Raw genomic sequence first — 24487 nt, 5'->3', positions numbered from 1 at the left:
AGTATACGGTAAGTTGAACTAAATCGGGAGTCGCCTCATAAACATTTCAAACACGAAATTAAAATATTCTAAAGTAGTGAATCCTTTTTTAACTACAGCTAATAACTTTTTTTCACAAAAAATACTAAATATTTATACTACAAAACCTATATACTTTATATATTTGCTTCGTGAAGATAGTTAAATCCATCCATTATTTCATGTTCACTTACTTAGGGGAACATGAAAATCAGGAACTGTTTCAAACAATACTTCGAGCTTCACCAGTCGCCTGGAAGAGGAGCTTTTTTATACATAATACCAAACTTAGATGCAAAGCTTTAGAACAGAGTTAGAGAATCCTATTGTCGAAAAAGACATCATTGATCTTGAGAAAAAGATCAGGTTATTTCGCGAGGGTAATATTCATGATGAGAAATTTAGAAGCCTTAGATTAGCCCGTGGTATATATGGCCAACGCCAGCCTGGGGTCCAAATGGTACGTATTAAGCTCCCATTTGGTAAAGTAACGTTTAAGCAACTGCTTCGCATTGCAGACGTTTCTGATGAATATGCGAGTGGAAATCTTCACCTAACAACAAGACAGGATATTCAAATTCATTACGTGAGTCTGGATAGGACGCCTCAACTTTGGGAAGATTTGGAACGCGATGACATTACGTTGAGAGAAGCTTGCGGAAACACTGTTCGGAATGTTACTTCTTCACCAGATTCGGGTATCAATCCGAATGAAGTATTCGATGTTTCGCCATATGCACATGCTTTCTTTAGCTATTTCTTGAGAAATCCGATTTGTCAGGAAATGGGCAGGAAGATCAAATTTTCCTTCTCTTCTGATGAAAGAGATACTGCTTACAGTTATATTCATGACCTTGGTTTTATCCCAAAGATCAATGAACAGGGTGAGCGTGGTTTCAAGGTAATGATCGCTGGTGGATTGGGTGCACAGCCTTTTCTGGCGGCTCCAATCTTTGATTTCCTTCATGAAGATCAAATCATCCCGTATGCCGAATCGCTCTTAAGAGTGTTCGACCGTTACGGCGAAAGAACCAATAGAAATAAAGCAAGATTAAAATATTTAGTACAGAAATTAGGTCTTGACGAAGTGTTGAGATTGGTGGAGGAAGAAAGGATCGCCAATAAATCGAAGTCGTTTAAGATTGATAGAAATACTGTTCCTGCGCCTAAATTGCCTGAAGCGATAACGCTTCCAGTTTTGGATGAGGTGATCCATTCTTTGGATTATAAGCATTGGCGTGCTACGAACGCAGTTCCTCAAAAGCAGGAAGGTTTCTTTGGCGTTTACATCAAGGTATCCAAAGGCGACATTAAAACGGAGCTTGCCCGTGAGCTGGTAAAAGCAATCAGACCATTTGCTGCTGATGAAATTCGCATTACGCAGAATCAAGGCCTGCTATTGAAATTTGTTCGGGAAGATGCTTTGCCATCGTTATACGCAGTTTTGAAACCATTGGGGTTTGCGGTGCCAGGGTTTGATAGTATTGCAGATGTGACCACTTGTCCGGGTACAGATACGTGTAACCTTGGGATCTCGAACAGCATGACGCTTTCTGTAGCATTAGAGGAGGTGATCTATGAAGAATATCCGGAGTTGATCTACGATAAAGACCTGAAAATTAAGATTAGTGGCTGTATGAATTCATGTGGACAACATGGATTGGCTCATATTGGCTTCCACGGTAGTTCTGTGAAAGCAAACGGTAAAGTAGTTCCGGCTGTACAAGTGTTGCTTGGCGGTGGAACGGTTGGAAATGGGGAAGGCAGGGTAGCAGAGCGTGTGATTAAAGCGCCTTCGAAGCGTGCTACTGATATTTTAAGGACATTGCTCAATGATTACGCCGGTGTTGCGGAAGAAAAGGAAAGCTTCCATAGTTATTACGACAGACAAGGAAAGGATTATTTTTATCAATTGTTAAAGCCATTGGCGGATTTAACCAATCTGAAAGATGAGGAATATGTGGATTGGGGACATGAGGAAACTTTTGCAACCGCAATCGGGGTAGGTGAGTGTGCTGGTGTAGTAATCGATTTAGTGGCCACTTTATTACTGGAAGGGTTTGAGAAACTGGAATGGGCAGAGGCTTCGTACGAAGCAGGCGCATGGTCGGACGCCATTTATCACAGTTACGCCGTATTTGTGAGCAGTGCGAAGGCGATGCTATTGGATAAAGGGGTGAGCAGCAGCACTCAAATCGGTGTGATCCGTGAGTTTGATATCAATTATGTTGAGACTGGCGAATTCACTTTGCCGGGCACTTTCAACGAAGTGGTATTACAGATCAATAAAAATGAGCCGACTGAAGAATTTGCTACGGCTTATTTAGGGCAGGTAAGAGATTTTATCGCCCAGATCAAAACAAAAAAGGCGCTTTAACGGAATAGGGAGAAGATTAACATGAGTACAAAAAATATAAATAACAAGGAGCCAAGGATTACCTTAGTTGGTGCTGGTCCGGGTGATCCTGAGTTGATCACCATGAGGGGGGCAAATGCCTTGAAGACCGCTGATGTTGTGCTTTACGATGCCCTTGTAAATGATGGGGTATTGGATTACGCAAATCCTGACGCGATAAAAGTTTACGTTGGTAAGCGGTCTGGAGAGCATTCGTTCGGACAGGAAGCCATAAATAAATTGATGGTAGACTATGCCTTGAATTTCGGCCATGTGGTTCGCTTAAAAGGCGGAGATCCGTTTGTATTCGGAAGGGGATACGAGGAATTGGATTTCGCTGCCGGTTATAGCATACCTGTTACGGTTGTTCCTGGGTTATCAAGTTCGATTTCTGTACCTGGTTTACAACAAATACCGGTTACCCACAGGGGATTGAGTGAAAGTTTTTGGGTAGTTACGGGTACAACTGCTAGCGGACAAATCTCTAACGACTTGTATGAAGCTGCTCGCTCAAAGGCCACTGTAGTGGTGCTTATGGGTTTGGGTAAGCTGAAAGAGATCGTAAAGTTGTTCCAGAATGAAGGAAAAGGATTACTTCCGGTAGCTGCGATTCAAAGCGGTTCAACTGAAAGCGAGAAACTTGGGATAGGTTTGGTGGATACTATTGTTGAGGTGGTTGCGGAAAAAGGAATTCAAGCACCGGCCTTACTGATATTTGGAGAAGTGGTTTCTTTACATCCATCTTTCCAACCTATCAAGGACTTTTATCAGTCATTGAAAGAAGAGATTTAGTATCAATGATAGGCAATCAATTATTTCCTGTCTTCATAAAGCTTGATACCATTCATACTTTGCTCATTGGGGCAGGGCCAATTGGTTTAGAGAAGTTAACGGCTATATTGGACAATAGTCCGAATGCCCGGGTGACTGTAGTAGCCTTAGAGATTTGTTCTGAGTTGACAGAAATGGCTGCTGATTTTGAACATGTTAATCTGGTACAGAAGGGTTTCGAACCTGCTGATCTGGATGGTATTGACCTAATAGTTGCTGCAACCAATAATGCTATTCTAAATGAAGAAGTGAGGGTATTGGCGCAGTCGCGCCACTTGCTGGCTAACTTTGCCGATAAGCCTGAATTGTGTGATTTTTACCTTGGAGCTGTAGTAAGAAAAGGTGATTTAAAGATCGCTATATCTACCAATGGTAAATCGCCAACGATTGCAAAGCGGTTAAAGGAAGTTTTGAACGATAGTTTGCCGAACGAGCTGAATGACACCCTGCAGCAAATGCAGGCGCTTAGAAATACACTGAATGGCGATTTTGCTGCTAAAGTGAAGAGGTTGAACGAAGTTACTGCCACTTTGGTGGAAGATGCCTCTTTGGAAGAAACGTCTGTTGAAGCGGGTGTTGAAGTTCTGAAAAGTGACGCTAAATCGGTTTTTACAGACACTCGGGTGAGCTTGAAATGGCTGATCTGGCTGGCGATTGTGTTTTCTTTTGCTATCGTGATCACTGCATTTTGGAATAAGGAACCCCAGTTTCAAGCTTTTGTAGCCAATATAAATCCTATATTTTACTGGTTTTTGCTTGGAGGCTTCATCTTCTCGATGATTGATGGGGCAATTGGAATGTCGTACGGCGTGACGTCGACCTCGTTTTCATTGGCTATGGGTGTGCCGCCGGCTTCGGCGAGTATGGGTGTCCATTTATCAGAGATTTTAAGTAACGGTATTGCGGGTTGGATGCATTACCGTTTTGGCAATATAAACTGGAAGCTTTTTAAGCTTTTGCTGATTCCGGGGATCCTGGGAGCTGTTTCTGGAGCCTATTTACTCTCCTCGTTAGAGCATTATAGCAATTATACCAAGCCTTTTGTATCGTTATATACCCTGATTTTGGGAGGTGTAATTCTATCAAAAGCAATAAAAATAAATGTTAAAGGACGGCATAAAGGTGGGAAGATCAAGAAGATCTCTTTGCTGGGTGCTTTTGGTGGTTTCATTGACGCCGTTGGTGGCGGAGGATGGGGCTCTATTGTACTTTCCAGTTTGATTGCAGGCGGCCGGAGCCCTCGATTTTCTTTAGGTACTGTAAAGATCACCAGGTTTTTCATCGCTTTGATGAGTTCACTTACTTTTATCACCATGCTAAACGGAAAGCATTGGGAAGCGGTAGCAGGACTAGTAATTGGGAGCGCTCTGGCATCTCCGATTGCGGCGAAAGTGTCTAATAAAATTTCTGCGAAAGCGATCATGTTCTCTGTTGGTATCATCGTAATTTTAGTCAGCTTACGCAGCATCATAAACTTTATACTTAAATTGGTCTGATCATGAGGGAGCATTTTACGGCTATTGCAGAAAAGATAAAAAATCTTGATCCGGTGGAGGCATTAAGATATTTTGCGGAACATTATGCGGGAAAGATCGTTTTCTCCACTAGTTTTGGCTGGGAAGATCAAGTGATCACACATATGATTTTTGCGAATGATATTCCGATAAAAGTTTTTACCCTGGAAACAGGGAGGTTATTTCCAGAAACTTACTACGTTTGGAATAGAACCCTGGATATTTATAAAAAGCCCATCGTTGCTTATCATCCTAACGCAGAATTGCTGCAAGATATGGTAAGTGCCAAGGGACCAAATAGCTTTTATGAGTCGGTAGACAATAGAAAGCACTGCTGTTACATCCGTAAAATGGAGCCTTTGAAACGGGCTTTAACGGGTAATACTTTATGGGTTACTGGCATCAGGTCTGAGCAATCTCTCAACAGGCATGACATGTCAAACTTGGAATGGGATGAGCAAAACCAGATGATAAAGTTTCATCCGATCTTTGATTGGTCGTTGGATGATTTGAAGGAATATATTAAGATAAACAATATAGTTTACAATACTTTGCACGATAAGGGATTTCCAAGTATAGGATGCGCGCCTTGTACCAGAGCTGTTGCTCCAGGAGAAGACTTTAGGGCCGGAAGGTGGTGGTGGGAAGACCAATCTAAGAAAGAATGTGGCTTACATGCCACAACGTAATTGCGAAAATGAAACATGAGTAAGTATAATTTAGATTATTTAGATGAATTAGAGGCCGAGGCTATTCACATTTTACGTGAAGTGGCGGGGCAATTTGAGAAACCTGCACTGCTATTTTCTGGTGGTAAAGATTCTATTACCCTGGTTAGGTTAGCTGAAAAAGCATTCAGACCGGGTAAGTTCCCTTTCCCATTGGTACACATTGACACTGGTCACAACTTTGAAGAAACGATTACGTATAGAGATGAGATGATTGAGCGAATTGGTGAGAAACTCATCATTGGTCACGTTCAAGAGTCTATTGATCAGGGAAAAGTGGTGGAGCAGACGGGAAAAAATGCGAGTAGAAATGCGTTGCAGACGGTTACTTTATTGGATACCATCGCCTTGCATGGTTTTGATGCCTGTATTGGTGGTGCCCGAAGAGATGAAGAAAAAGCTAGGGCTAAAGAAAGGATCTTTTCGGTGCGTGATGAGTTTGGTCAGTGGGATCCAAAAAGGCAACGTCCTGAGCTTTGGAACATTTACAATGGCAAGATCCATAAGGGAGAAAATGTACGTGTTTTCCCCATTAGCAACTGGACTGAGCTGGATGTTTGGAACTATATAAAGAGAGAGAAAATTGAGTTGCCTAGTATTTATTTCGCGCATGACAGAGATGTGATTACTCGAAATGGACAGCTGATGGCTGCTTCTCCATTCTTAAATATGGATTCTGATGATGTAGTAGAACATAAAAGAGTGCGATTCCGTACAGTCGGCGATATGAGCTGTACTGCTGCGGTAGCATCTGATGCTGATCAGTTGGATGACATCATCGCCGAGATTAGTGCTTCAAAAATAAGTGAACGTGGTGCCCGCATGGACGATAAAGTATCTGAAGCTGCTATGGAAGACCGCAAAAAAGGAGGATATTTTTAATGAATTTATTAAAGTTTTTTACAGCCGGCAGTGTTGATGACGGAAAAAGCACATTGATTGGCAGGCTTTTATATGATACAGATTCTATACTTGCAGACCAGCTGGAAGCTTTGCAGCAGTCTAACAGGAAGAATGACGATGGCACGATTGACCTCGCTATTTTAACAGACGGATTGAGGGCTGAGCGGGAGCAGGGAATCACGATTGATGTGGCTTACAAATACTTTCAAACTGCTAAGCGTAAGTTCATTATCGCCGATACGCCGGGTCATATTCAATATACCCGTAACATGGTTACGGGTGCGTCGACCGCTAAACTAGCGATCATTTTGATTGATTCGAGAAATGGCGTTGTAGAGCAGACAATCAGACATTCTTATCTGGTTTCGTTGTTGGGAATAGAGCACGTGGTGGTTTGTTTGAATAAGATGGATATGGTGGAGTATAGCGAAACTGTGTTCAATACCATCGTTGAAAGGTATAAAAAACTAGCTGTGGATTTAGGGTTAAAGGATGTTTCGTTCATTCCTGTTAGTGCTTTGAAAGGCGACAATGTGGTGAATGAGTCTGAGAATATGCCTTGGTATCAGGGAGCAAGTCTGCTTCATTTCCTGGAGACGGTAGATGTGGAAGTTGGTCCGGAATATAACCTGGCCCGCATGCCAGTGCAATGGGTGGTTAGGCCGCAAACAGATGAGTTACACGATTACAGGGGATATGCAGGTCGCGTGTTAAGCGGTGCTTTTAGCGTAAACGATAAGGTGACTGTGTTGCCATCAGGCAATACTTCAGTTATTGAACGCATCGAGATATTTGATCAAAGACCAGTGGAAGCCGTTGCGGGTCAGTCGGTAACCCTTCATTTGCGTGACAACATCGATATTAGCAGGGGTGATGTGCTTGTGAATTCAGATCACTTGCCGCAAAATTCACAATTAATAGAAGCAGATGTATGCTGGATGGATGCGCGACCACTTGATGAAAGCATCACTTATTTGCTTCAGCACAACAGTAAAATAACAAAATGTAAGATCCGTGAGATTGTTTATAAGGTTGACATTAACACGTTAGAGAAAGAGGATGCTTATGATTTTAAGCTGAATGATATAGGCAGGGTGATCATCAAGACAGCAGATTCACTACCGTTTGATTTTTATACAGATAACAAAGCGAATGGTGCCGCTATTTTGATCGATAATCGCACAAACTTAACAGCAGCAGCCTTGATGTTTAGGGCAGTGGCGGATTAGTTGGTTAGGCTCATTTTTTGCAAACTCTGCGAACAAGCAGAACACAGCAGTGGATCTTCCACTGCTGTGTTCTTTTTTAATAGGTCGTGTCTTTTTTATATTTGGTATTTATATACAAACCCAACCAAAGGATTGATTAATTAGCATCTTATAAGTCTAAACAAACTCTAAATTATGGAAAACAAAGATTACATTACTGTTGGAGCTATACTTGCGACACTTATTGCGTCAGGAATTGGTGCATTCTTAGGTTTTATCTATCAAAAAATATCAGAAAATAAAAGAGATAAAAAGAATATTTTAGCCATTCTTATGGCTTACCGTGGTATTAAGGCATATGAAGATGATTTTGTAAAAGCTCTTAATATGATTGATGTTTATTTTTACGACTCATCATCTGTTAGGAAACTTTGCCATCAGTATTTTGACAGTCTTGATGTTCCAATTTTTGCGACTGGTCAACATGAACGTATTCTTCGTGCATTAATCCTTGCCATGGCAAAAGACTGCGGTTATAGCGGGATTGTAGAAAGCGATATAGCACACTATTACTTGCCCGAAGCATATATCCAACGATATGGAGGCAAACCCGATAAAACCGAGCCTTAACAGTTTTTTCTTTCTTTTTAAGAATATGAAAGTTTTTGTATTTCAGGGCGACATTAGCAAGCGTGCCAAAATCTTTTTTTAAGGTTTTCATAAGTTAGAAGATGCCACCTTGCACACTGTATCTGGTTACGGAGGTAGTTATGTCTTTACAACTCCTTAGAATAAGATATGAGGACGATATTTAACATATTTAGAGCAATTGCGTACGTAATTGTTTGCTCCTTATCTGTGGCAGTCATATTTTTGGTTTTTGGTTGGGTGATGGGAAAAATACTTAATGGATTAGGTTACTTAAACTTGAAACTGAATGTATTTCTATTTTGGTTCTTATTTATAATGGTCGGTACAATAATCATAAAAATGATGATCTCGATATTTAGTTCGTTATCGACACTATTAACGGCATTGATAACGTTTATTTGTCCTTACGAAGGTTTTGCTGTGTGGGTTTGCCCAATAGTATCTGTAATAAACCTGATAGGATTTTTATACTATTTTTGGACAATGAATACTATAGATTCTTTTATGATTGGATTAACATTTACGATTATAACATTCCTATCTATAATGTTGACATATGATATTGTAAATACAACCATTAATGTTTTCAGAATCAAAAAAAGGGACAATGGAATACTAGATATTGACTAGGTTTTAGGCTTTCCCTTCTTTATAGCTTTATTTAATTTAGCATCGAATTCGGAATCACCGCTACTTTCCTTTTTAGGAGGAAGGGTACCAAGATTGGTTAAAGGCGGTATAAGAGGATTTTTATTACCAATATCTTTTATCAAATTTTTAGATTTAAGTGCTTTAACTGATATTTTATCAAAATCAGATTCAAAGTTTTTATCCTGAATTATTCTGAATTTTTCGAATTGTTTCTCTGCAAAAATCTTTGCAACCTTAGCAGTGATAGACCCAGAGTTTCTTAGTAAGTCATATTCATTGAATTTCAAGAATGCATCCATTTTATCAATCCAATCACTCATTTTCATTGTTTTGTTTCTGTTAGCTTGCAACTCAGCATAGTCTAAATACATATTTACTACAGCATTTAGCTCGGATAGCTCTTCTTTTGTTAAGTAGTTCTTAGCTATTGAAATATCAGACCTAGATATTTTACCGCTAGGAGCATTTTTCCATGTACTTAATCCCATCGTTGGGTGTAGGTAATTAGCTCTTGATTTTACTATTTCTCCTGCTGTCTTATGAGTTATTGCATACTCTAATTTATTCTGAACAGTTGCAAAGAAAGTTTGTGATATAGGTGAATTTGCATCATAATCAATACTACACTGTGCGTATATGTCGGTAATCTTTTGGTAAAAGCGCCTTTCAGATGCCCTTATTTCTCGAATTCGTTCTAATAATTCTTGAAAATAATCAACTCCAAATATTTTAGTTCCTTGTTTTAACCTTTCGTCATCCAAAGTAAATCCTTTGATTAAATATTCGTTTAAAATATTGGTTGCCCACTTTCTAAATTGAGTTGCCTGAAAAGAATTTATTCTATATCCAACAGATATTATAGCGTCTAAATTGTAAAATCTTGTTTTATATTTCTTTCCATCATTGGCAGTATGTAAAATTTCTTTACATACTGAACTTTCAAGCAACTCACTGTCATTGAATATGTTATTAAGATGGATAGTGATATTTTCTCTTACTGTCCCAAAAATATCACTCATTCCTTTTTGGGAAGCCCAAACTGTCATACCGTCTGAAATCACCTGAACTTTTACTTTACCTTCGTTAGAAGTGTAGAATAAAAAATCAGAATTGGTTGTTAATTCTTCACTCATGCTATTAAGTCTTTATATTTCAATCTACAAACCATTCTATCTACAATTACTTCCATTTGATTTTGCACACCTAAATTACAATAGTTGTAACGGAACGCAAATTCATAGAAGTATTTTTGAAGATGTTTACGTGTTGGTCTAACATAGGTAGCATGAACTGAAAGTTTACACTGTGTCCAAAACCCTTCCAATGCGTTGCTTGTATATCCACCTTCATTTACATACTGTTTACTAGCATGGTCAACTCCAGGTCGTTTTTATTAGGGCGTTCTACCATTTCGTATTCTTGTTCTTGCAGCATACCCATAACAGGTGTTTTGTCTTTAAAGCTACGTCTTTGTGATTACTTTACTTTCTTATTAGCATGACGGTTTTTATTCTTACCGCCAACAAAAGTTTCATCAAGTTGGATATTTCCCTCAAATGGCTCTTCATCTTCATTACCAAGCGCCCATCTAACACGTTGTAAAACAAACCATGCTGTTTTTTGAGTTACACCAATATCTTTTGCTAACTGAACAGAACTAATGCCTTTTTTATGCATTACTAAATACATAGCTAAAAGCCATTTGATAGTTGATAGTTTACTACCTTCCATGAATGTATCTGTCTTAGCAGTGAATAGCGTTTTACATTTCTTACACTTGTAACGAATACCATCAGCAAATACATAAGATTGGTTATGACCACAATTATCATGAGGACAAATTATCTCGCCTGTATCCCATCTTTGGGATGCTAAGTATTGATGGCAGGAACGCTCGTCAGGGAATTCTTTTACTAAATCTAAAATTGTTTTGTAGCTTGTATCGGACATATGATTATCGATTAACTACGGAAAATGTAGTTAATATTGGTTAAAATAATATATAAAAGTTGAAATAAATACTAATCAGGTTAGTTTGTACAATTAAATCCTTTGGTTAGCTTTATATATAAATACCTTATTTTTTTGCTTTCCTCTGGAGTGTAAGGGTTTTTCGCTAAGGAGGATTCCGTATTCCTTGTTGGTAACTACGACATAGTTTTTTCCTTCCTTGTAAGAGATGAAAGCAGTATAATCTGGGAACTGATATTCGAGATGCTGAAGCATGAGCACAAACATATTGTCAACCAACTCAGGTGGCGTGTTGAGTTCATAGCAGTATTTTGCTTCTAGCTTCTCCGGATTTCTCACCTGGAGCATAAGATAGTCGTCAGGTATAGTTGAGCCTGCTCCATATGCAATAGCGTAAAGTTATTAATCTTTATACCACTCAAAATAATCAACATATCATTACATAAATTTTGTTCCAGTCTCTTCACGAAGCCTAATGGGCCAACCCATCCCTTAAAACAATTTTAAATTATTTGTTATACTTATTTGCTTTCTATGTGTTATTACTTAATTTGAGTAACTCTTAGAACCTTTAAACTAATCGATACTACAGAATGGAAATTATACACCTGAGTGCAGAATGTTATCCTATTGCTAAAGTAGGGGGTCTGGGAGATGTGGTTGGGGCATTACCAAAATATCAAAATAAGATCGGACATATGGCCAAGGTGGTTATGCCCGCTTACGAAACCAAGTTTTTAAGAGAAAATGAGTTCGAAGTGGTATATGACGGCTGGGGAAAACTGGGTTTCCAAAATTTCCCTGTCAGAATATTTAGAGAGAAAACAAATAAACTGGGCTTTGATCTTTTTCTGGTGCACATTGCAGGCTTGATGGATCGACCTAACGTGTATGGTTACCCGGATGATACCGAGCGGTTCCTCGCTTTCCAAATCGCAGTTCTGGACTGGATTGCGCAATGGGAACACCGTCCGGATGTGATCCATTGTCATGATCACCATACTGGTTTGGTGCCTTTCATGACATCATATTGTAATCAATATCGCCACCTGCGACAAATTCCGACAGTTTTGACAATTCACAATGCACAATATCAGGGACAGTTTGGCTGGGATAAACTGAATTATCTCCCAGCCTTTGATGTGTGGAAAACGGCAATGTTGGATTGGAAAGGCTCAATCAATCCTTTGGCTTCGGCTATAAAATGTGCTTGGAGGGTAACTACCGTGTCACCTAGTTATTTAGATGAGATCAGCCATAAAGCAAATGGATTAGAGGCGCTTTTTGCGCGGGAACGCGGTAAATCAGTTGGAATTTTAAACGGGATCGACAACGAGGTTTGGGATCCTTCGGCTGATGCGATGCTGGAAAAACAATTTGATTTAAGAACGGTGGATAATGGAAAAAGAGCAAACAAAGAGGCCTTATGTCGTGTTTTTAATCTAGATGCGAGTAAACCATTGTTCACTTTTATAGGTAGACTTGTTGGAGAAAAAGGTGCTGATCTGTTACCTGAAATATTTTACAATGCGTTGCTGCAGTTTAAGGGCCGAATTAACGTGCTTGTTTTGGGGTCGGGAGATCCTAATGTGGAAAACTGGTTAAATGGGCTGAAGGAGGCATTCCCTGGGAACTATAATGCTTACATCGGTTATAATGAGAAGTTGTCCCATCAGATTTATGCTGGGGCGGATTTTCTCCTGATGCCAAGCAGGGTAGAGCCATGCGGATTGAACCAGATGTATGCGTTGAGATATGGAACAGTTCCGATTGTGAGACGAATTGGGGGATTGAAAGATACAGTGATTGATATAGGAGATGGTGGATTTGGCATTTGTCATGATCAAACCAATGTTTGGGATGTTGGACGCGCGATCAGTAGAGCTATGGAATTATACTCAGACAAGAAAAAAGTAAAAGAAATCCGTAAGTTTATGATGAACATCGATCATTCTTGGGATAAAGCGGCTCAAGAGTATATAAATCTATACCAAATATAAACAATAAATAAAGTATGACTGAAAAAGTATTAGGTGTAATTCTTGGCGGTGGTCAAGGTTCCAGGCTAGCTCCACTTACACAAACGAGATCAAAACCAGCAGTTCCAATTGCAGGGAAGTACCGGTTGGTTGATATTCCAATTTCTAACTGTTTAAACTCAGGCATACATCGTATGTTCGTTCTGACCCAGTTTAACTCGGCCTCATTAAATAAGCACATTAAAAATACCTATCATTTTAGTCATTTCAGTGATGCTTTTGTCGATATTCTTGCGGCGGAGCAGACTCCTGAAAACCCTACATGGTTTCAGGGAACGGCAGATGCGGTAAGGCAGACAATGCATCACCTGTTGAACCATGAATTCGAATATGTGTTGATCCTTTCAGGCGATCAATTGTATCAAATGGACTTCAAAGAGATGGTAAATGCACACATTGAAGCCGGGGTACAGGTGACGTTAGCGACAATTCCCGTAAATGCTAAAGATGCACCAGACTTCGGGATCCTTAAGGCCAATGAAGACAATATCATTACCTCGTTTATTGAAAAGCCTAAGACCAACTTAGAAGACTGGACATCAGATACCGGCCCGGAAATGCACGCTGAGGGTCGTGATTACCTTGCTTCAATGGGAATATACATTTTCAATAAGGATCTGTTGGTAAAAATCTTTGCGGAAAACGCGGACGAGAAGGATTTTGGTAAAGAGATTATCCCAAGAATGCTGACCGAATATGATGTTTTGAGCTTCCAATATGAAGGCTATTGGACAGATATAGGTAATATATCTTCGTTTTTTGAGGCCAATCTTGGCTTAACAGATGATATTCCAAAATTTAATTTATTTGACCATAACCATAGTATTTTTACGCGTGCCCGCATGTTACCTCCATCGAAGATTCTTGGAACAACGCTGGATAAGACTATTATTGCGGAAGGCTGTATTTTACAAGCTGAAAGTATTAAGCATGCTGTTATAGGAATTAGGTCGCGAATTGGAGTAGGAACCCATATTCAAAGTTGCTACATCATGGGTAGTGATAAATATCAGACTCTTGAGGAAATTCAGGAAGATAAAGACAATGTTAAACCAATGATTGGAATTGGGGATAATTGCACAATTATCAATGCTATTGTGGACAAAAACAGTCGTATTGGTAACGATGTTACTATTAAGGGTGGTAATCATTTAGAAGATGGTGACTTCGATCTGTATACAGTGAAGGACGGAATCGTTGTTGTTAAAAAAGGTGCGGTGATACCAGATGGCACGCAAGTATAGCCTTTACGGAAGCAACTTCTAAGCTTCCATGATGCATCTTTATAATGTTTCGGGTAATGGTTAAGCCAATATCCGAAACATTTTTTCTAGTTGCAAAAAATGCAACAGCAATAATTTCATTGCGAGCCTTCCCAGATATTTGTTGTGAATATCTAAATAACTTATATTTGGTAAATTAGTAAGCAAATGACTACCACTGCATTAAGCCGCATTGTTCCATTTTATATATATGCAGTAGTTTTTTCTTCCCTGAGTATTGTTATTGGGCTAATATGGGATATCTCCTGGCATACGAGTATTGGTCGAGATGGGTTGTTTTCTCCGCCGCACCTATTAATCTACCTTGGCGCGGTAACAGCAGGATTATTTTCAGGTTATCATGTCCTTCGCCTCACTTTTTCAGGGAGGGAAGCAGAAAGGGACGTTTCGATACGGTTTTGGGGCATATTTTACGGCTCTTTAGGAGCTTTGTTTTGCATCTGGGGCGCATTTACAATGATCACTTCAGCCCCGTTCGATGATTGGTGGCACAACACTTTTGGACTTGATGTTCAGATACTTTCGCCCCCTCACACCGTACTTTTGCTTGGTATGGTAACCGTTCAGTTTGGTGCCATGGTAAGTGTACTCGCCTATCAGAACCGACTTGCAACATCGTCATATGCGGTTATAAAGACATTAAAGTGGAGTTTTACTTTATCATCAGGTTTTATGCTCGTGATGATATACACCATCGCTTCTCAATATCTTGGTCGTCATGCAATGCATAGTTCATTTTTTTATATCGTTAGCGGACTGCTTTTTCCGCTACCGCTGGTTGCAGTTTCAGTAGCCTCACCCGGCCGTTGGGCAGCTACACAGACTGCTATTGTTTATATGATAGTGATGGCCTCACTTGTTTGGATTTTGCCACTGTTTGCCGCTGAACCGCGTTTAGGCCCAGTGCTAAACCACATCACGCACTATCAAAGCTTTGATTTTCCATTACTACTCATTTTCCCCGCAATAGCAATAGACTGGCTTAATGAGAGGATGCAACATAAAAAAGCTTTTTTCAAAGCACTTTTTCTAGGGCCCTTGCTTGTAATAGTTATGCTGGCGATACAGTGGTCAATGGGAAGCTTTCTAATGTCGCCTTACGCCCGCAACTGGGCTTTTGGCACTACATCCTGGTACTTCGGCTCTGACCCAAATTGGGAATACCGATATGCATTTGCTCCCTGGAATGAAGAACCTTTGCCAGTATTCATTAAAGGTATATTTGTCGCTTTTCTGATCGCATCAGCATCAGCATGGCTGGGATTGATCTGGGGTAAATGGATGAAATCTGTTAAACGCTAAATGATGAAAAGATTAATTACAATTTTAGCTTTTTTGATATTATCGGTCTGCAGTTATGCACATGTTGGTAGCCCTGGAGTGACCTTCGAGGGTAATGCCGGGCCTTATAAAATGCTTGTCAATATCACGCCACCAGACGTAATACCTGGCACGGCCTCCGTTTCCATCTATTTAGAAAATGCCACACAGGGTGTCCAGATCAATGCTAAACCAGTTTATTGGTTTACAGGGCTCGACGGAACACCTCGTGCTGATTTAGCTACGCCATCTTCAACAGAGCCGGGGAGGTTTGATCTAAACATTTGGCTGATGAGTTCCGGGGCTTCAAGCATTGATATTACTATAGATGGTCCTCTAGGAAAGGGAACTGTAGTGATCCCTGTTATGGCGCTTTCCACAGCTAAGCGCAGTATGCCCGCCGGTTTAGGATGGGGACTATTTATGATGGCTGTATTCTTGGTGGTGCTTATGGTTACGATCATTATGTCCAGTGTGAGCGATAGCCAGCTCAATCCGTCAGAAAAGTTATCACCCGAATTGCGTAGAAAAAGAACAATCGGTGGCTTTGTCACTTTTGCGATTTTAGTACTGATACTATGGGCCGGAAAGTCCTGGTGGAATGCAGCCGCTGATGACTATAATCGGTATTTATACCAGCCATTGCAGGCAACAACAAAAGTAAATGCACAAACAGGCCTGCTCACCCTGGTAATAGACTCAATGGCACTGAAGCGGCTTGAACAGCGTAACGGTAGGAACATTAGTCGGAAAATGAATTACTTGGTGCCCGATCATGGAAAGCTTATGCATATGTTTTTAATCAGAGCCGGTAGCCTCGATGCATTTGCTCACCTACATCCGCGCCGAATCGATTCTGTAACCTTTACAGCAGTTGCGCCAAAGTTACCATCCGGCACATATTGGGTCTATGCCGATATCACCCGATTAAGTGGATTTTCCGAAACCATCGTTGATACGCTAGAAATTCCGCAAGCTACAATCAGTATGGCAAATAACCCTGTAATAGCTCTTGCCCCAGACAAAGATGATACCTTCTTTACGACAAATCCTATTGCGGGAAAAAGTACAATCGGTAATCTAGTACCAACTGTGATGTGCGGTTTGCCTGGTTTAGCGTCAAAACTTTCAGATGGTTCTACCGCAATTTGGATACAAACTCCCGGGCTGAAACTTAAAGCAGGAGAATTGACCACGTTAAAGTTTGAAATACTTGATGCAAATGAAAAACCAGCTAAGCTAGAACCCTATTTAGGGATGCCTGCACATGCAGTCATTCTAAAGGATGACGGCAGCGTATACATCCATTTGCATCCTACGGGCAGCTTTTCCATGGGGTCACAAAAGGCACTGTTAGACAGGATTGCTTTTCGGCAGTCGCTGGAAAAATACTTACCACCGCCTATTGTTTTTGCCGATAGTGTGAACAGGTTGGTTGCGAGTTTGGAAGCAATGGACGAAAATGAACGAAATGTAATTTTAATGGCGGGGATGAAACACGACAGTATAGAATCTGGTACTCATCACATGGAGGAGATCAGCTTTCCCTATACTTTTCCGCAGCCTGGAAATTACCGTATATGGATTCAAATAAAGCGTAATAGTAAAATATTAAATTGTGCTTTTGATGCAGTAGTTAAGTAAAATATAAAAATTTCGCTGTCATTTTACGGTACTCCATGAAATTAATTATACTTAAAAACTAAAGAGAAGGTAGTTTTCTCATAGGGTATGGAAGAAACTTCCAAACTGCCATAATGCATCTTCATGATATTTCTGGTAATCGTTAATCCAATACCCGAACCATTTTTTCTTGTTGTGAAGAACGGCACAAAGATCTTCTCAACAAGATCTGATGTTACGCCCTTACCATTATCAGTTACTTCTAGATACAGTTTATTGATTTCTAAACGATAAGCGATTTCTATCGTACCCTGCTGGACATCTTGTAAAGCATAAATGCTGTTGGTAACCAAGTTAATCAACGCCTGTTCAATAAGCTTCAAATCAATGTTAATGCTTATTTTTGATGAGGTCTGTTCAATCTTTAATGTGATGTTTTTTTCTTTTGCAAAGGGCTGCATTAGAATTTTAATGTGTTTAAGAATCTCGCCAATAGTGTGGTAAGCTAATACAGGTGTGGGAAGCTCGGCTATTAAACGGTAGTCTTTCACGAAATCTAATAATCCCTCAGACCGGCGCCTAATCGTTTGAATTGCGGGTTTTAGATCTTCGAGTTCTTCAGGAGTCAATACCGATTTATCCTGAATCATCGTGTTTACTGTGTCTGATAGCGAACTAATAGGCGTGATGGAATTTAAAATCTCATGGGAGATTACGCCGATCAACCTATTCCATGCTTCAGATTCTTTTTGCTCAATTTCATCTTTAATATTTTGGAAGGAAATGATGGTATAATTGTTTTGGTAGAGGTTTAAGGGAATTATTTCTGTCGAGAGTTGTATTAATTTGTCTTGAATTTTAATCTCTATAAATTTCTTACCTCCTGTTTTAATGCCTTCAATTTCATCGGAAAACTGAGGAAGGTGCTGAACCATCCGGTGCCAATATTTATATGCAGGGACATTTAGTAGGGAGACTGCAGCCTGATTGATCAGCACAATTTCTTTTTTTTCGGCTTCTTCGGTAGTTTCCTTAATCACAATTACGCCTACGGGTACCTGCTCCAGGATTGTTTTGAGCAGTAGAAACATAGAATCTTTTTCCAGTTGGATATTTTTATGAATTTGGATGATGTCATTGAATGATTCATATAGTTCCGGGAAGCTTCCGTTAGTTACTTTATTGCGAAAATTTAGTGAGCTGTCGCGGGTTTTCACTGCAAGAATAAATCTTTTAATGTCCTCTCTGATCTGATTGATGTAGTGATAAAGGCTAATTAAGGCTGCAAGTAAAATGATTGCAACACCAATGATTGTAAAAAATAGGTTGGTGCGTTCAATAAGGTTGTACAAGAGAATTGCCAGCAGATTGATAATCAGCAGACGAAATAATAGGCGATAGGTAAATCTTTGGTAGAACATTATAATTCGAATTTCTCTATTCTGCGGTAAAGCGCCGCACGTGTTAGACCAAGGTCTGCCGCTGCTCTTGAAATATTTCCTTTATGTTTATCAATTGCCTTCTGCACCATGAGCTTTTCCATTTCTTCCAACCCCAGGTTATTAGAAGAAATCACATTAGTGCCAAACTTTTTCGGACTGAGCTGAAGATCGTCAATTGTTATCTCAGTACCATCAGACATGATTACAGCACGTTCAATTACGTGTTGGAGTTCTCTTATATTTCCGGGCCAATGGTATGTTAGTAATGCAGCTTTAGCTTTTTCATTAATATTTAAAAAGCTTTTATGGTATTTGTTACTGAATGAATTTAAGAAATGAGTGGCTAGCAAAATGATATCCTCGCCACGGTTACACAGACTTGGAAGCATAAGTTCCACTGTATTGATCCTAAATAGTAAATCTTGCCGGAAAGTGCCCTTTGCTACCATTTCATTTAAAGGCATGTTGGTAGCAGTGATTAGCCGGACATTGATTTTACGTTCTTTACTTTCCCCGAGTCTGTTGATTGTTCTGTTTTGGATCACACTCAGAAGTTTGGATTGAAGCGAAAGAGATAAGTTACCAATCTCATCTAAGAATATCGTGCCTCCTTCTGCCATTTCGAACCTGCCTGGCTTATCTTCTTTAGCATCTGTAAATGCGCCCTTCGCGTAACCAAATAACTCACTCTCGAAAAGATTCTCGTTAAGCGAGCCAAGATCAACATGCATAAATACCTGATTTCTGCGTGGAGAAAGTTTATGCAGCTCATAAGCGAAAACTTGTTTACCTGTGCCGTTTTCTCCAAGAATGAGCACATTTGCATCGGTCGGACCAACTTTAACCAGTATATTTTGGAGGTGCTTGATAGGCTTCGATGTTCCGATAATGTTTTCAAACTGACGGTTGAGATCCTTCTGCAGCGATGAATGGATCTTTTCCAGCTTATTGACTTTCTTGTTTGACTGACGAAGCCTTGAAGCGGAAGAAAGCGTAGCAAAAAGCTTATCATTTTCCCAGGGCTTAAGGATAAAATCCGTAGCGCCTTTCTTTATTGCCTGAACAGCAAGCTCAACATTTCCATAGGAAGTCATTAGAATTACCACGTAATCATTATCAATTGACAAGATGTGATCTAGCCAATAAAGTCCCTCCCTGCCATCACTGACACCTTTTTGGTAATTCATATCCAAAAGAATAATATCAATTTCATTACGACTAAGCAGTACATTAATTTCTTTTGGCGACTTACAAGTGATTACCTGAGAGAAATGTTGCTTTAGATAAAGCTTTGCACTTAAGAGAATATCTTCATCGTCGTCAATAACTAGAACTGTTGCACCTATCATGGTTGTATAGTGTGTGAGTGTGGTATTTTATTCTCTACGTTTTCAAAAATAGTAAAAGTGTTCGTTGATGCACATGAACTGTTCGTTTTTGAACAGCTAAACTTGAACAGCAATTGTATATGTTTGTTTTACAGTATGTTACATCGGTAGTCTGCGTTGGCATACTGTTGGCTTATGCCGAATTGTATTTCAAAAGAGAAATGGATAAGAAAATTGAACGTAAGAGATTTAATAGAAAGGTGATATTAATCATTGTGGGTGTAATACTTTTTGTGGGTCTGGTTGGTTATGGATACAGCATATCTTTAAATAAGGTTTATAAAGCAGATGCGGATAAGGTGACTATAAATCCTGTTGTGTACGGAGATTTTGAGGATGTAGTATTATTAAATGCGAGTGTAGTGCCGCTGACTTCTGTGATCATAAGTTCACCTGAGGGCGGAACGGTTGCAGATATTTTTACAGAGAATGGAGCCAATGTAGTCAAAGGAACGCCGTTACTTAGAATTACTAATCCTAATGCTTTATCAAGCTATACCTCAAGCGAAACCGGTATTACTGAACAGATCAATCAGCTCAGAAAATTGAGATTAGACTTGGAGCAAAATCAACGGATAATGAGCCAGGACATGATGGAGGTTGAAAATAGCTTAAGAACTGCGAACAGAAAATACAAGGTAGATAGTACGCTATTCTCGAAAAAGGTGATTACTACCCAAGAATTTGCAGCTTCAAGTCAGGATTATGAGTATTACCAGGGTCGGAAAAAAATCTTGAAAGAGGCTATTAAGCAGGAGAACCAAAGCAGGATTATGCAGTTGAAGCAGATTGATATTTCAATTGGCAGGATGAATGAGAGCATGGAAACGATTAGGCAAAATATCGAAAACATGACAATTAAGGCCCCTGTTGCCGGTCGGTTGTCGTCATATGATCCCATTATTGGTAAGTCTTATAATGTAAACGAGATGTTGGGAAAGATTGACGTAATGCAAGGTTATAAGCTTCAAGCTGGTGTTGATGAATATTATATCAATAGGGTGAAGGAAGGTCAGACAGCGAACTGTGAGTTCAATGGTAAGACTTATAAACTAACAGTAAAGAAGGTCATTCCTGAAGTTACTTCAGGGCAGTTTCAGATAGAGCTAACCTTTGAAGGGCAATCGCCAGTCGAATTGAGAAGAGGATTATCGTTGCAGGTGAAATTGACATTGTCTGATAACAGCAAATCGTTATTAGTTAGTCAAGGTCAATTCTTCCAAAGCACTGGGGGCTCATGGGTGTTCGTACTTAAAGATGGTAAGGCTTTGAAGAGAAATGTAAAGATTGGGCGTAAGAACTACTTGTATTATGAGATCTTGGATGGACTGCAGAAAGGGGAACAAGTGATTACCTCTTCTTACGATCAGTTTAACCAGTATGATATTATTGAAATAAAAAATTAGGCATAACTAAAGATATAACCATGATAAAGATTGAAAATCTGGAAAAAGTTTACAAGACAGAAGAAATAGAAACCACGGCTTTAAACGGTATTAATCTACATGTGGCTCCAGGGGAATTTGTTTCTATAATGGGTCCATCAGGTTGCGGGAAGTCAACGTTACTCAACGTGATGGGGTTATTGGATAAGCCTGAAAGTGGAAGTTATAAATTCTTGGAAACCGAGTTATTAAAGCTTAACGACAGAGAGCGTGCTAATTTCAGAAAGCAGAATATGGGATTTGTATTTCAGAACTTCAACTTGATTGACGAGCTTACGGTATTCGAGAACATTGAATTGCCATTGATTTACAACAAAGTTCCTTCTGCAGAAAGGAAAAGATTAGTCAATGAGATTATTGAAAGGATGAACATTGTGAATAGGAGCGGCCATTTTCCTCAGCAATTGTCGGGCGGCCAGCAGCAACGTGTTGCCGTAGCACGTGCACTGGTTACCAAGCCAAAGTTGGTTTTGGCAGATGAGCCTACGGGAAATCTGGACAGTTCGCATGGTAATGAGGTAATGGAATTACTTTGCGAGTTGAATGAGACAGGAACAACTATAGTCATGGTTACGCACTCATCGCATGATGCAAGTTTCTCAAACCGGATCATTAACTTGAAAGATGGACATGTGATCTCGGAAAAGATAAACAAGAGCCGTACTGAAGAACTGATATAACATTTTAGCTTATCCAACCTGATGTTTAGACTCAATTTAAAAATAGCCTTAAGAAACCTTTGGAAGAATAAAGGATTCACCCTCATTAATGTGGGTGGATTGGCAATTGGTTTAGCCAGCTGCATGATTTTACTGCTATATGTTGCTTATGAATGGAGTTATGATAAGCAGTTTAAAAATTACAATACCACTTATGTTGCCTACACTAATATGGCCGCAAATGGTAAAATAAATAGTTGGGCTTGGACACCAGGCTTGTTAGCTCCAGAGCTCAAAGAAAAATATTCTGGTGTGGTAGATGCAGCAAGATCATCCTATCCTTACCAACAACTAATAAGTTATAAGGATATAAAGATAAAGAATAGAGGGATATTCGCTGATCCTGCATTTATTAGAATATTCGATTATGATTTTTTAAGAGGCTCGGCAAGCCAATCTATGCAAAAAGTTAATACTGTAATCCTGACTAAGAGCTTGGCATTTAAACTATTTGGTGATGAAAATCCGATAAATAAGGTTGTAAAGTTGGATAATAAAGACGGTTTGACGGTAGAGGGAGTGATAGCTGATTTGCCTGATAACAGCAGTTTAAAATTCGATTATATAATGCCATGGAAATTATTCGAAAAAAGGGAAAAGTGGATCAAAGAGCAAGGCTGGACAAGTAACTTTTGTTTAACAGTGGTTCAGTTGCAAAGAAGCGAAATATTAGATCAAACTAGTGCAGCAATTAAGGGGCTGTATCAGCGAAATGAAAAAGGCACATCCAACGAATTACTTTTGCATCCTCTCTCGAAATGGCATTTGTATAATGAATTTGAAAACGGAAAATCGGTGGGAGGAAAAATAGATCAATTGCAGATCTTTCTAATTCTGGCTTTTTGCATCTTATTAATTGCTTGTGTAAATTTTATGAATCTATCTACTGCCCGATCACAAAAGAGGGCCAAGGAAGTTGGCGTTCGTAAAGCAATTGGCTCGACAAGAAAATCACTGATATCGCAGTTTATGCTCGAAAGTACTCTATTGGCAATGATTGGTACTGTTGTAGCGTTTATTCTTGTTGAAATCTGGCTTCCTTATTTTAATGTTCTACTAAATATCAATTTGACAATTCAATATAGTGATTGGAGAAATTGGTTGGCTCTTGTTGGTTTAGTGTTATTTACTGGCATACTAGCAGGAAGTTATCCTGCATTCTACCTATCCACCTTTGAACCAATTCAAGTGCTGAAAGGTTTTAGTATTAAATCGGGTTCTTCTTTATCGATAAGAAAATTTCTGGTTGTGTTTCAATTTGTATTTGCAGTATGCCTGATTATTTGTACTGGAGTAATTTATCAGCAACTCAGTTACATAAAGAATAAATCTGTCGGTTACAATAAGGGTAATTTGATACAGCTGGCGGCTGTAGGTAACTTAAAAACTAGTCAAAAATTAGATTTGCTTAAGAGTCAATTGATCAAATCGGGTGCTGCAAAAAGTGTATCCTTACTGAGTATGAATATTGATGAAGGCGGCAACAATACTTCAGATATAAGTTGGCAAGGAAAAAATTCCAAAGAGTCGGTATTGTTTAACCAAAGAGGGATAGGTGATGAATTCGTAGAAACCATAGGCTCTTCGATGATAGCAGGAAGAGCATTTGCTGCTGAATTTCCTGGTGATTCAAATAAGGTTGTGTTAAATGAGGCGGCAATTAAGATCATGGCACTAAAGAATCCAGTAGGAAAAGTGATTAATTACGGTGAAAATAGATGTACGATCATTGGCGTAATGAAAGATTTTACTGCGGAATCTCCTTATCAGAAAGTAGCTCCGACTATTTTCAATCGAATTTACAAGGATGATGGTGGGGTTGTTTTGATAAGATTAAACGAAACACAAGACATTAGCAGTTCACTTAATAAAATTGATGCAATTGTGAAAGATCTAAATCCGGATTATCCGGTAGATAGAAAATTTGTAAGCGATTCTTTTGAAGAGAAATTCCGGTCAGAAAAGCTATTGGGCACCCTTTCAAACTGGTTTGGGGGTTTCGCCATATTTATTTCTGCACTAGGTTTACTGGGCTTAGCACTTTTCATGGCTGAGCAGCGTAAAAAGGAAATCAGCATAAGGAAAGTATTAGGCGCAAGTACAAGAAATATTCTAACCCTTTTAAATAAAGACTTTATCAAGTTAGTGGCTATAGCAAATGTTATTGCTTTCCCTTTGGCTTATATAGCTAGTAACAGGTGGCTTTCTGCTTTCGAGTACAGGGTCTCCATTTCTGCTTTGCCTTTTATAACGGCTGTTGGTCTTTCAGTTCTAATTGCCATTCTTACAGTGAGTATTCAGTCGATAAAAGTGGCGAAAGCAAATCCGGTTGATGCATTAAAATACGAATAAACCCAA

The 24487-nt window shown here is 39.4% G+C and carries 19 protein-coding genes and 1 pseudogene; 14 read left to right on the top strand and 6 right to left on the bottom strand.

What is annotated here, in order from left to right; genetic code table 11:
• Positions 1–310: 310 nt before the first annotated feature.
• The 7 genes from ACHFIZ_RS04025 (at position 311) to ACHFIZ_RS03995 (ending at position 8227) form a co-directional block, all read left to right on the top strand.
• Complete coding sequence (locus ACHFIZ_RS04025; RefSeq protein WP_410883102.1) at positions 311–2395, top strand: nitrite reductase; 2085 nt, start codon at positions 311–313, stop codon at positions 2393–2395.
• A gap of 21 nt (positions 2396–2416) precedes the next feature.
• Entirely contained in the window at positions 2417–3205 is a 789-nt protein-coding gene (gene cobA / locus ACHFIZ_RS04020) for a uroporphyrinogen-III C-methyltransferase (protein WP_410883101.1), read from the top strand.
• Positions 3206–3210: 5 nt separating this feature from the next.
• Complete coding sequence (locus ACHFIZ_RS04015) at positions 3211–4740, top strand: TSUP family transporter (protein ID WP_410883099.1); 1530 nt, start codon at positions 3211–3213, stop codon at positions 4738–4740.
• Positions 4741–4742: 2 nt separating this feature from the next.
• Complete coding sequence (locus ACHFIZ_RS04010) at positions 4743–5447, top strand: phosphoadenylyl-sulfate reductase (RefSeq protein ID WP_410883097.1); 705 nt, start codon at positions 4743–4745, stop codon at positions 5445–5447.
• A gap of 15 nt (positions 5448–5462) precedes the next feature.
• Complete coding sequence (gene cysD, locus ACHFIZ_RS04005; protein ID WP_410883095.1) at positions 5463–6368, top strand: sulfate adenylyltransferase subunit CysD; 906 nt, start codon at positions 5463–5465, stop codon at positions 6366–6368.
• Positions 6368–7618, top strand: coding sequence for a sulfate adenylyltransferase subunit 1 (locus ACHFIZ_RS04000; protein ID WP_410883093.1), 1251 nt, complete (start codon positions 6368–6370; stop codon positions 7616–7618). The genes cysD and ACHFIZ_RS04000 overlap by 1 nt, the downstream gene beginning before the upstream one ends.
• Positions 7619–7792: 174 nt before the next feature.
• Complete coding sequence (locus ACHFIZ_RS03995; protein ID WP_410883091.1) at positions 7793–8227, top strand: DUF6680 family protein; 435 nt, start codon at positions 7793–7795, stop codon at positions 8225–8227.
• A gap of 647 nt (positions 8228–8874) precedes the next feature.
• Here ACHFIZ_RS03995 and ACHFIZ_RS03990 read toward each other — a convergent pair.
• The 4 genes and pseudogenes from ACHFIZ_RS03990 to ACHFIZ_RS03975 all read right to left on the bottom strand — a co-directional run bounded on the left by ACHFIZ_RS03990 (position 8875) and on the right by ACHFIZ_RS03975 (position 11218).
• Positions 8875–10032, bottom strand: a complete 1158-nt coding sequence (locus tag ACHFIZ_RS03990; protein ID WP_410883089.1) for a virulence RhuM family protein — start codon at positions 10030–10032, stop codon at positions 8875–8877.
• A pseudogene (locus tag ACHFIZ_RS03985) lies at positions 10029–10265 on the bottom strand (transposase); the annotation flags it as partial. The pseudogene ACHFIZ_RS03985 and the gene ACHFIZ_RS03990, both read right to left, overlap by 4 nt.
• 110 nt (positions 10266–10375) lie before the next feature.
• On the bottom strand, positions 10376–10849 hold the full coding sequence (locus tag ACHFIZ_RS03980) for a transposase (protein ID WP_410883087.1): 474 nt from the start codon (positions 10847–10849) through the stop codon (positions 10376–10378).
• Positions 10850–10942: 93 nt separating this feature from the next.
• Complete coding sequence (locus ACHFIZ_RS03975) at positions 10943–11218, bottom strand: hypothetical protein (RefSeq protein WP_410883085.1); 276 nt, start codon at positions 11216–11218, stop codon at positions 10943–10945.
• Between the two features lie 245 nt (positions 11219–11463).
• Between ACHFIZ_RS03975 and ACHFIZ_RS03970 the strand changes: the two genes are divergently transcribed.
• From ACHFIZ_RS03970 to ACHFIZ_RS03955, 4 genes are all read left to right on the top strand, one after another.
• On the top strand, positions 11464–12870 hold the full coding sequence (locus ACHFIZ_RS03970) for a glycogen synthase (protein ID WP_410883083.1): 1407 nt from the start codon (positions 11464–11466) through the stop codon (positions 12868–12870).
• 14 nt (positions 12871–12884) lie between these two features.
• Positions 12885–14153: a glucose-1-phosphate adenylyltransferase gene (locus tag ACHFIZ_RS03965; protein ID WP_410883081.1), complete on the top strand. Its 1269-nt coding sequence runs from the start codon at positions 12885–12887 to the stop codon at positions 14151–14153.
• A 186-nt stretch (positions 14154–14339) separates the two neighbouring features.
• Positions 14340–15494, top strand: coding sequence for a hypothetical protein (locus ACHFIZ_RS03960; protein WP_410883080.1), 1155 nt, complete (start codon positions 14340–14342; stop codon positions 15492–15494).
• Positions 15495–17156 (top strand): hypothetical protein, encoded by a 1662-nt coding sequence (locus ACHFIZ_RS03955; RefSeq protein ID WP_410883078.1) that lies wholly within the window; start codon positions 15495–15497, stop codon positions 17154–17156.
• A 41-nt stretch (positions 17157–17197) separates the two neighbouring features.
• On the opposite strand, the gene ACHFIZ_RS03950 is transcribed toward ACHFIZ_RS03955, so the two are convergent.
• Together ACHFIZ_RS03950 and ACHFIZ_RS03945 are read right to left on the bottom strand one after the other, a co-directional pair.
• Complete coding sequence (locus ACHFIZ_RS03950) at positions 17198–18556, bottom strand: sensor histidine kinase (protein ID WP_410883076.1); 1359 nt, start codon at positions 18554–18556, stop codon at positions 17198–17200.
• Positions 18556–19926, bottom strand: a complete 1371-nt coding sequence (locus ACHFIZ_RS03945; protein ID WP_410883074.1) for a sigma-54-dependent transcriptional regulator — start codon at positions 19924–19926, stop codon at positions 18556–18558. Before ACHFIZ_RS03945 ends, ACHFIZ_RS03950 begins: the two co-directional genes overlap by 1 nt.
• 119 nt (positions 19927–20045) lie before the next feature.
• Here ACHFIZ_RS03945 and ACHFIZ_RS03940 point away from each other — a divergent pair, with 119 nt between their 5' ends.
• Genes ACHFIZ_RS03940 through ACHFIZ_RS03930 form a run of 3 tightly spaced genes read left to right on the top strand, consistent with a single transcriptional unit; the run spans position 20046 to position 24481 of the window.
• Entirely contained in the window at positions 20046–21371 is a 1326-nt protein-coding gene (locus ACHFIZ_RS03940; RefSeq protein ID WP_410883072.1) for an efflux RND transporter periplasmic adaptor subunit, read from the top strand.
• A gap of 20 nt (positions 21372–21391) precedes the next feature.
• Positions 21392–22090: an ABC transporter ATP-binding protein gene (locus ACHFIZ_RS03935; protein ID WP_410883070.1), complete on the top strand. Its 699-nt coding sequence runs from the start codon at positions 21392–21394 to the stop codon at positions 22088–22090.
• Positions 22091–22111: 21 nt separating this feature from the next.
• On the top strand, positions 22112–24481 hold the full coding sequence (locus ACHFIZ_RS03930; RefSeq protein ID WP_410883068.1) for an ABC transporter permease: 2370 nt from the start codon (positions 22112–22114) through the stop codon (positions 24479–24481).
• The last annotated feature ends 6 nt before the right edge of the window (positions 24482–24487 follow it).

It is taken from the genome of Pedobacter sp. JCM 36344 (genome assembly GCF_046546555.1).
In the GTDB taxonomy this organism is placed as follows: Bacteria; Bacteroidota; Bacteroidia; order Sphingobacteriales; family Sphingobacteriaceae; genus Pedobacter.
The sequence above is the reverse complement of the archived record's forward strand: the minus strand, read 5'-3'. Positions and strand labels throughout refer to the sequence as shown.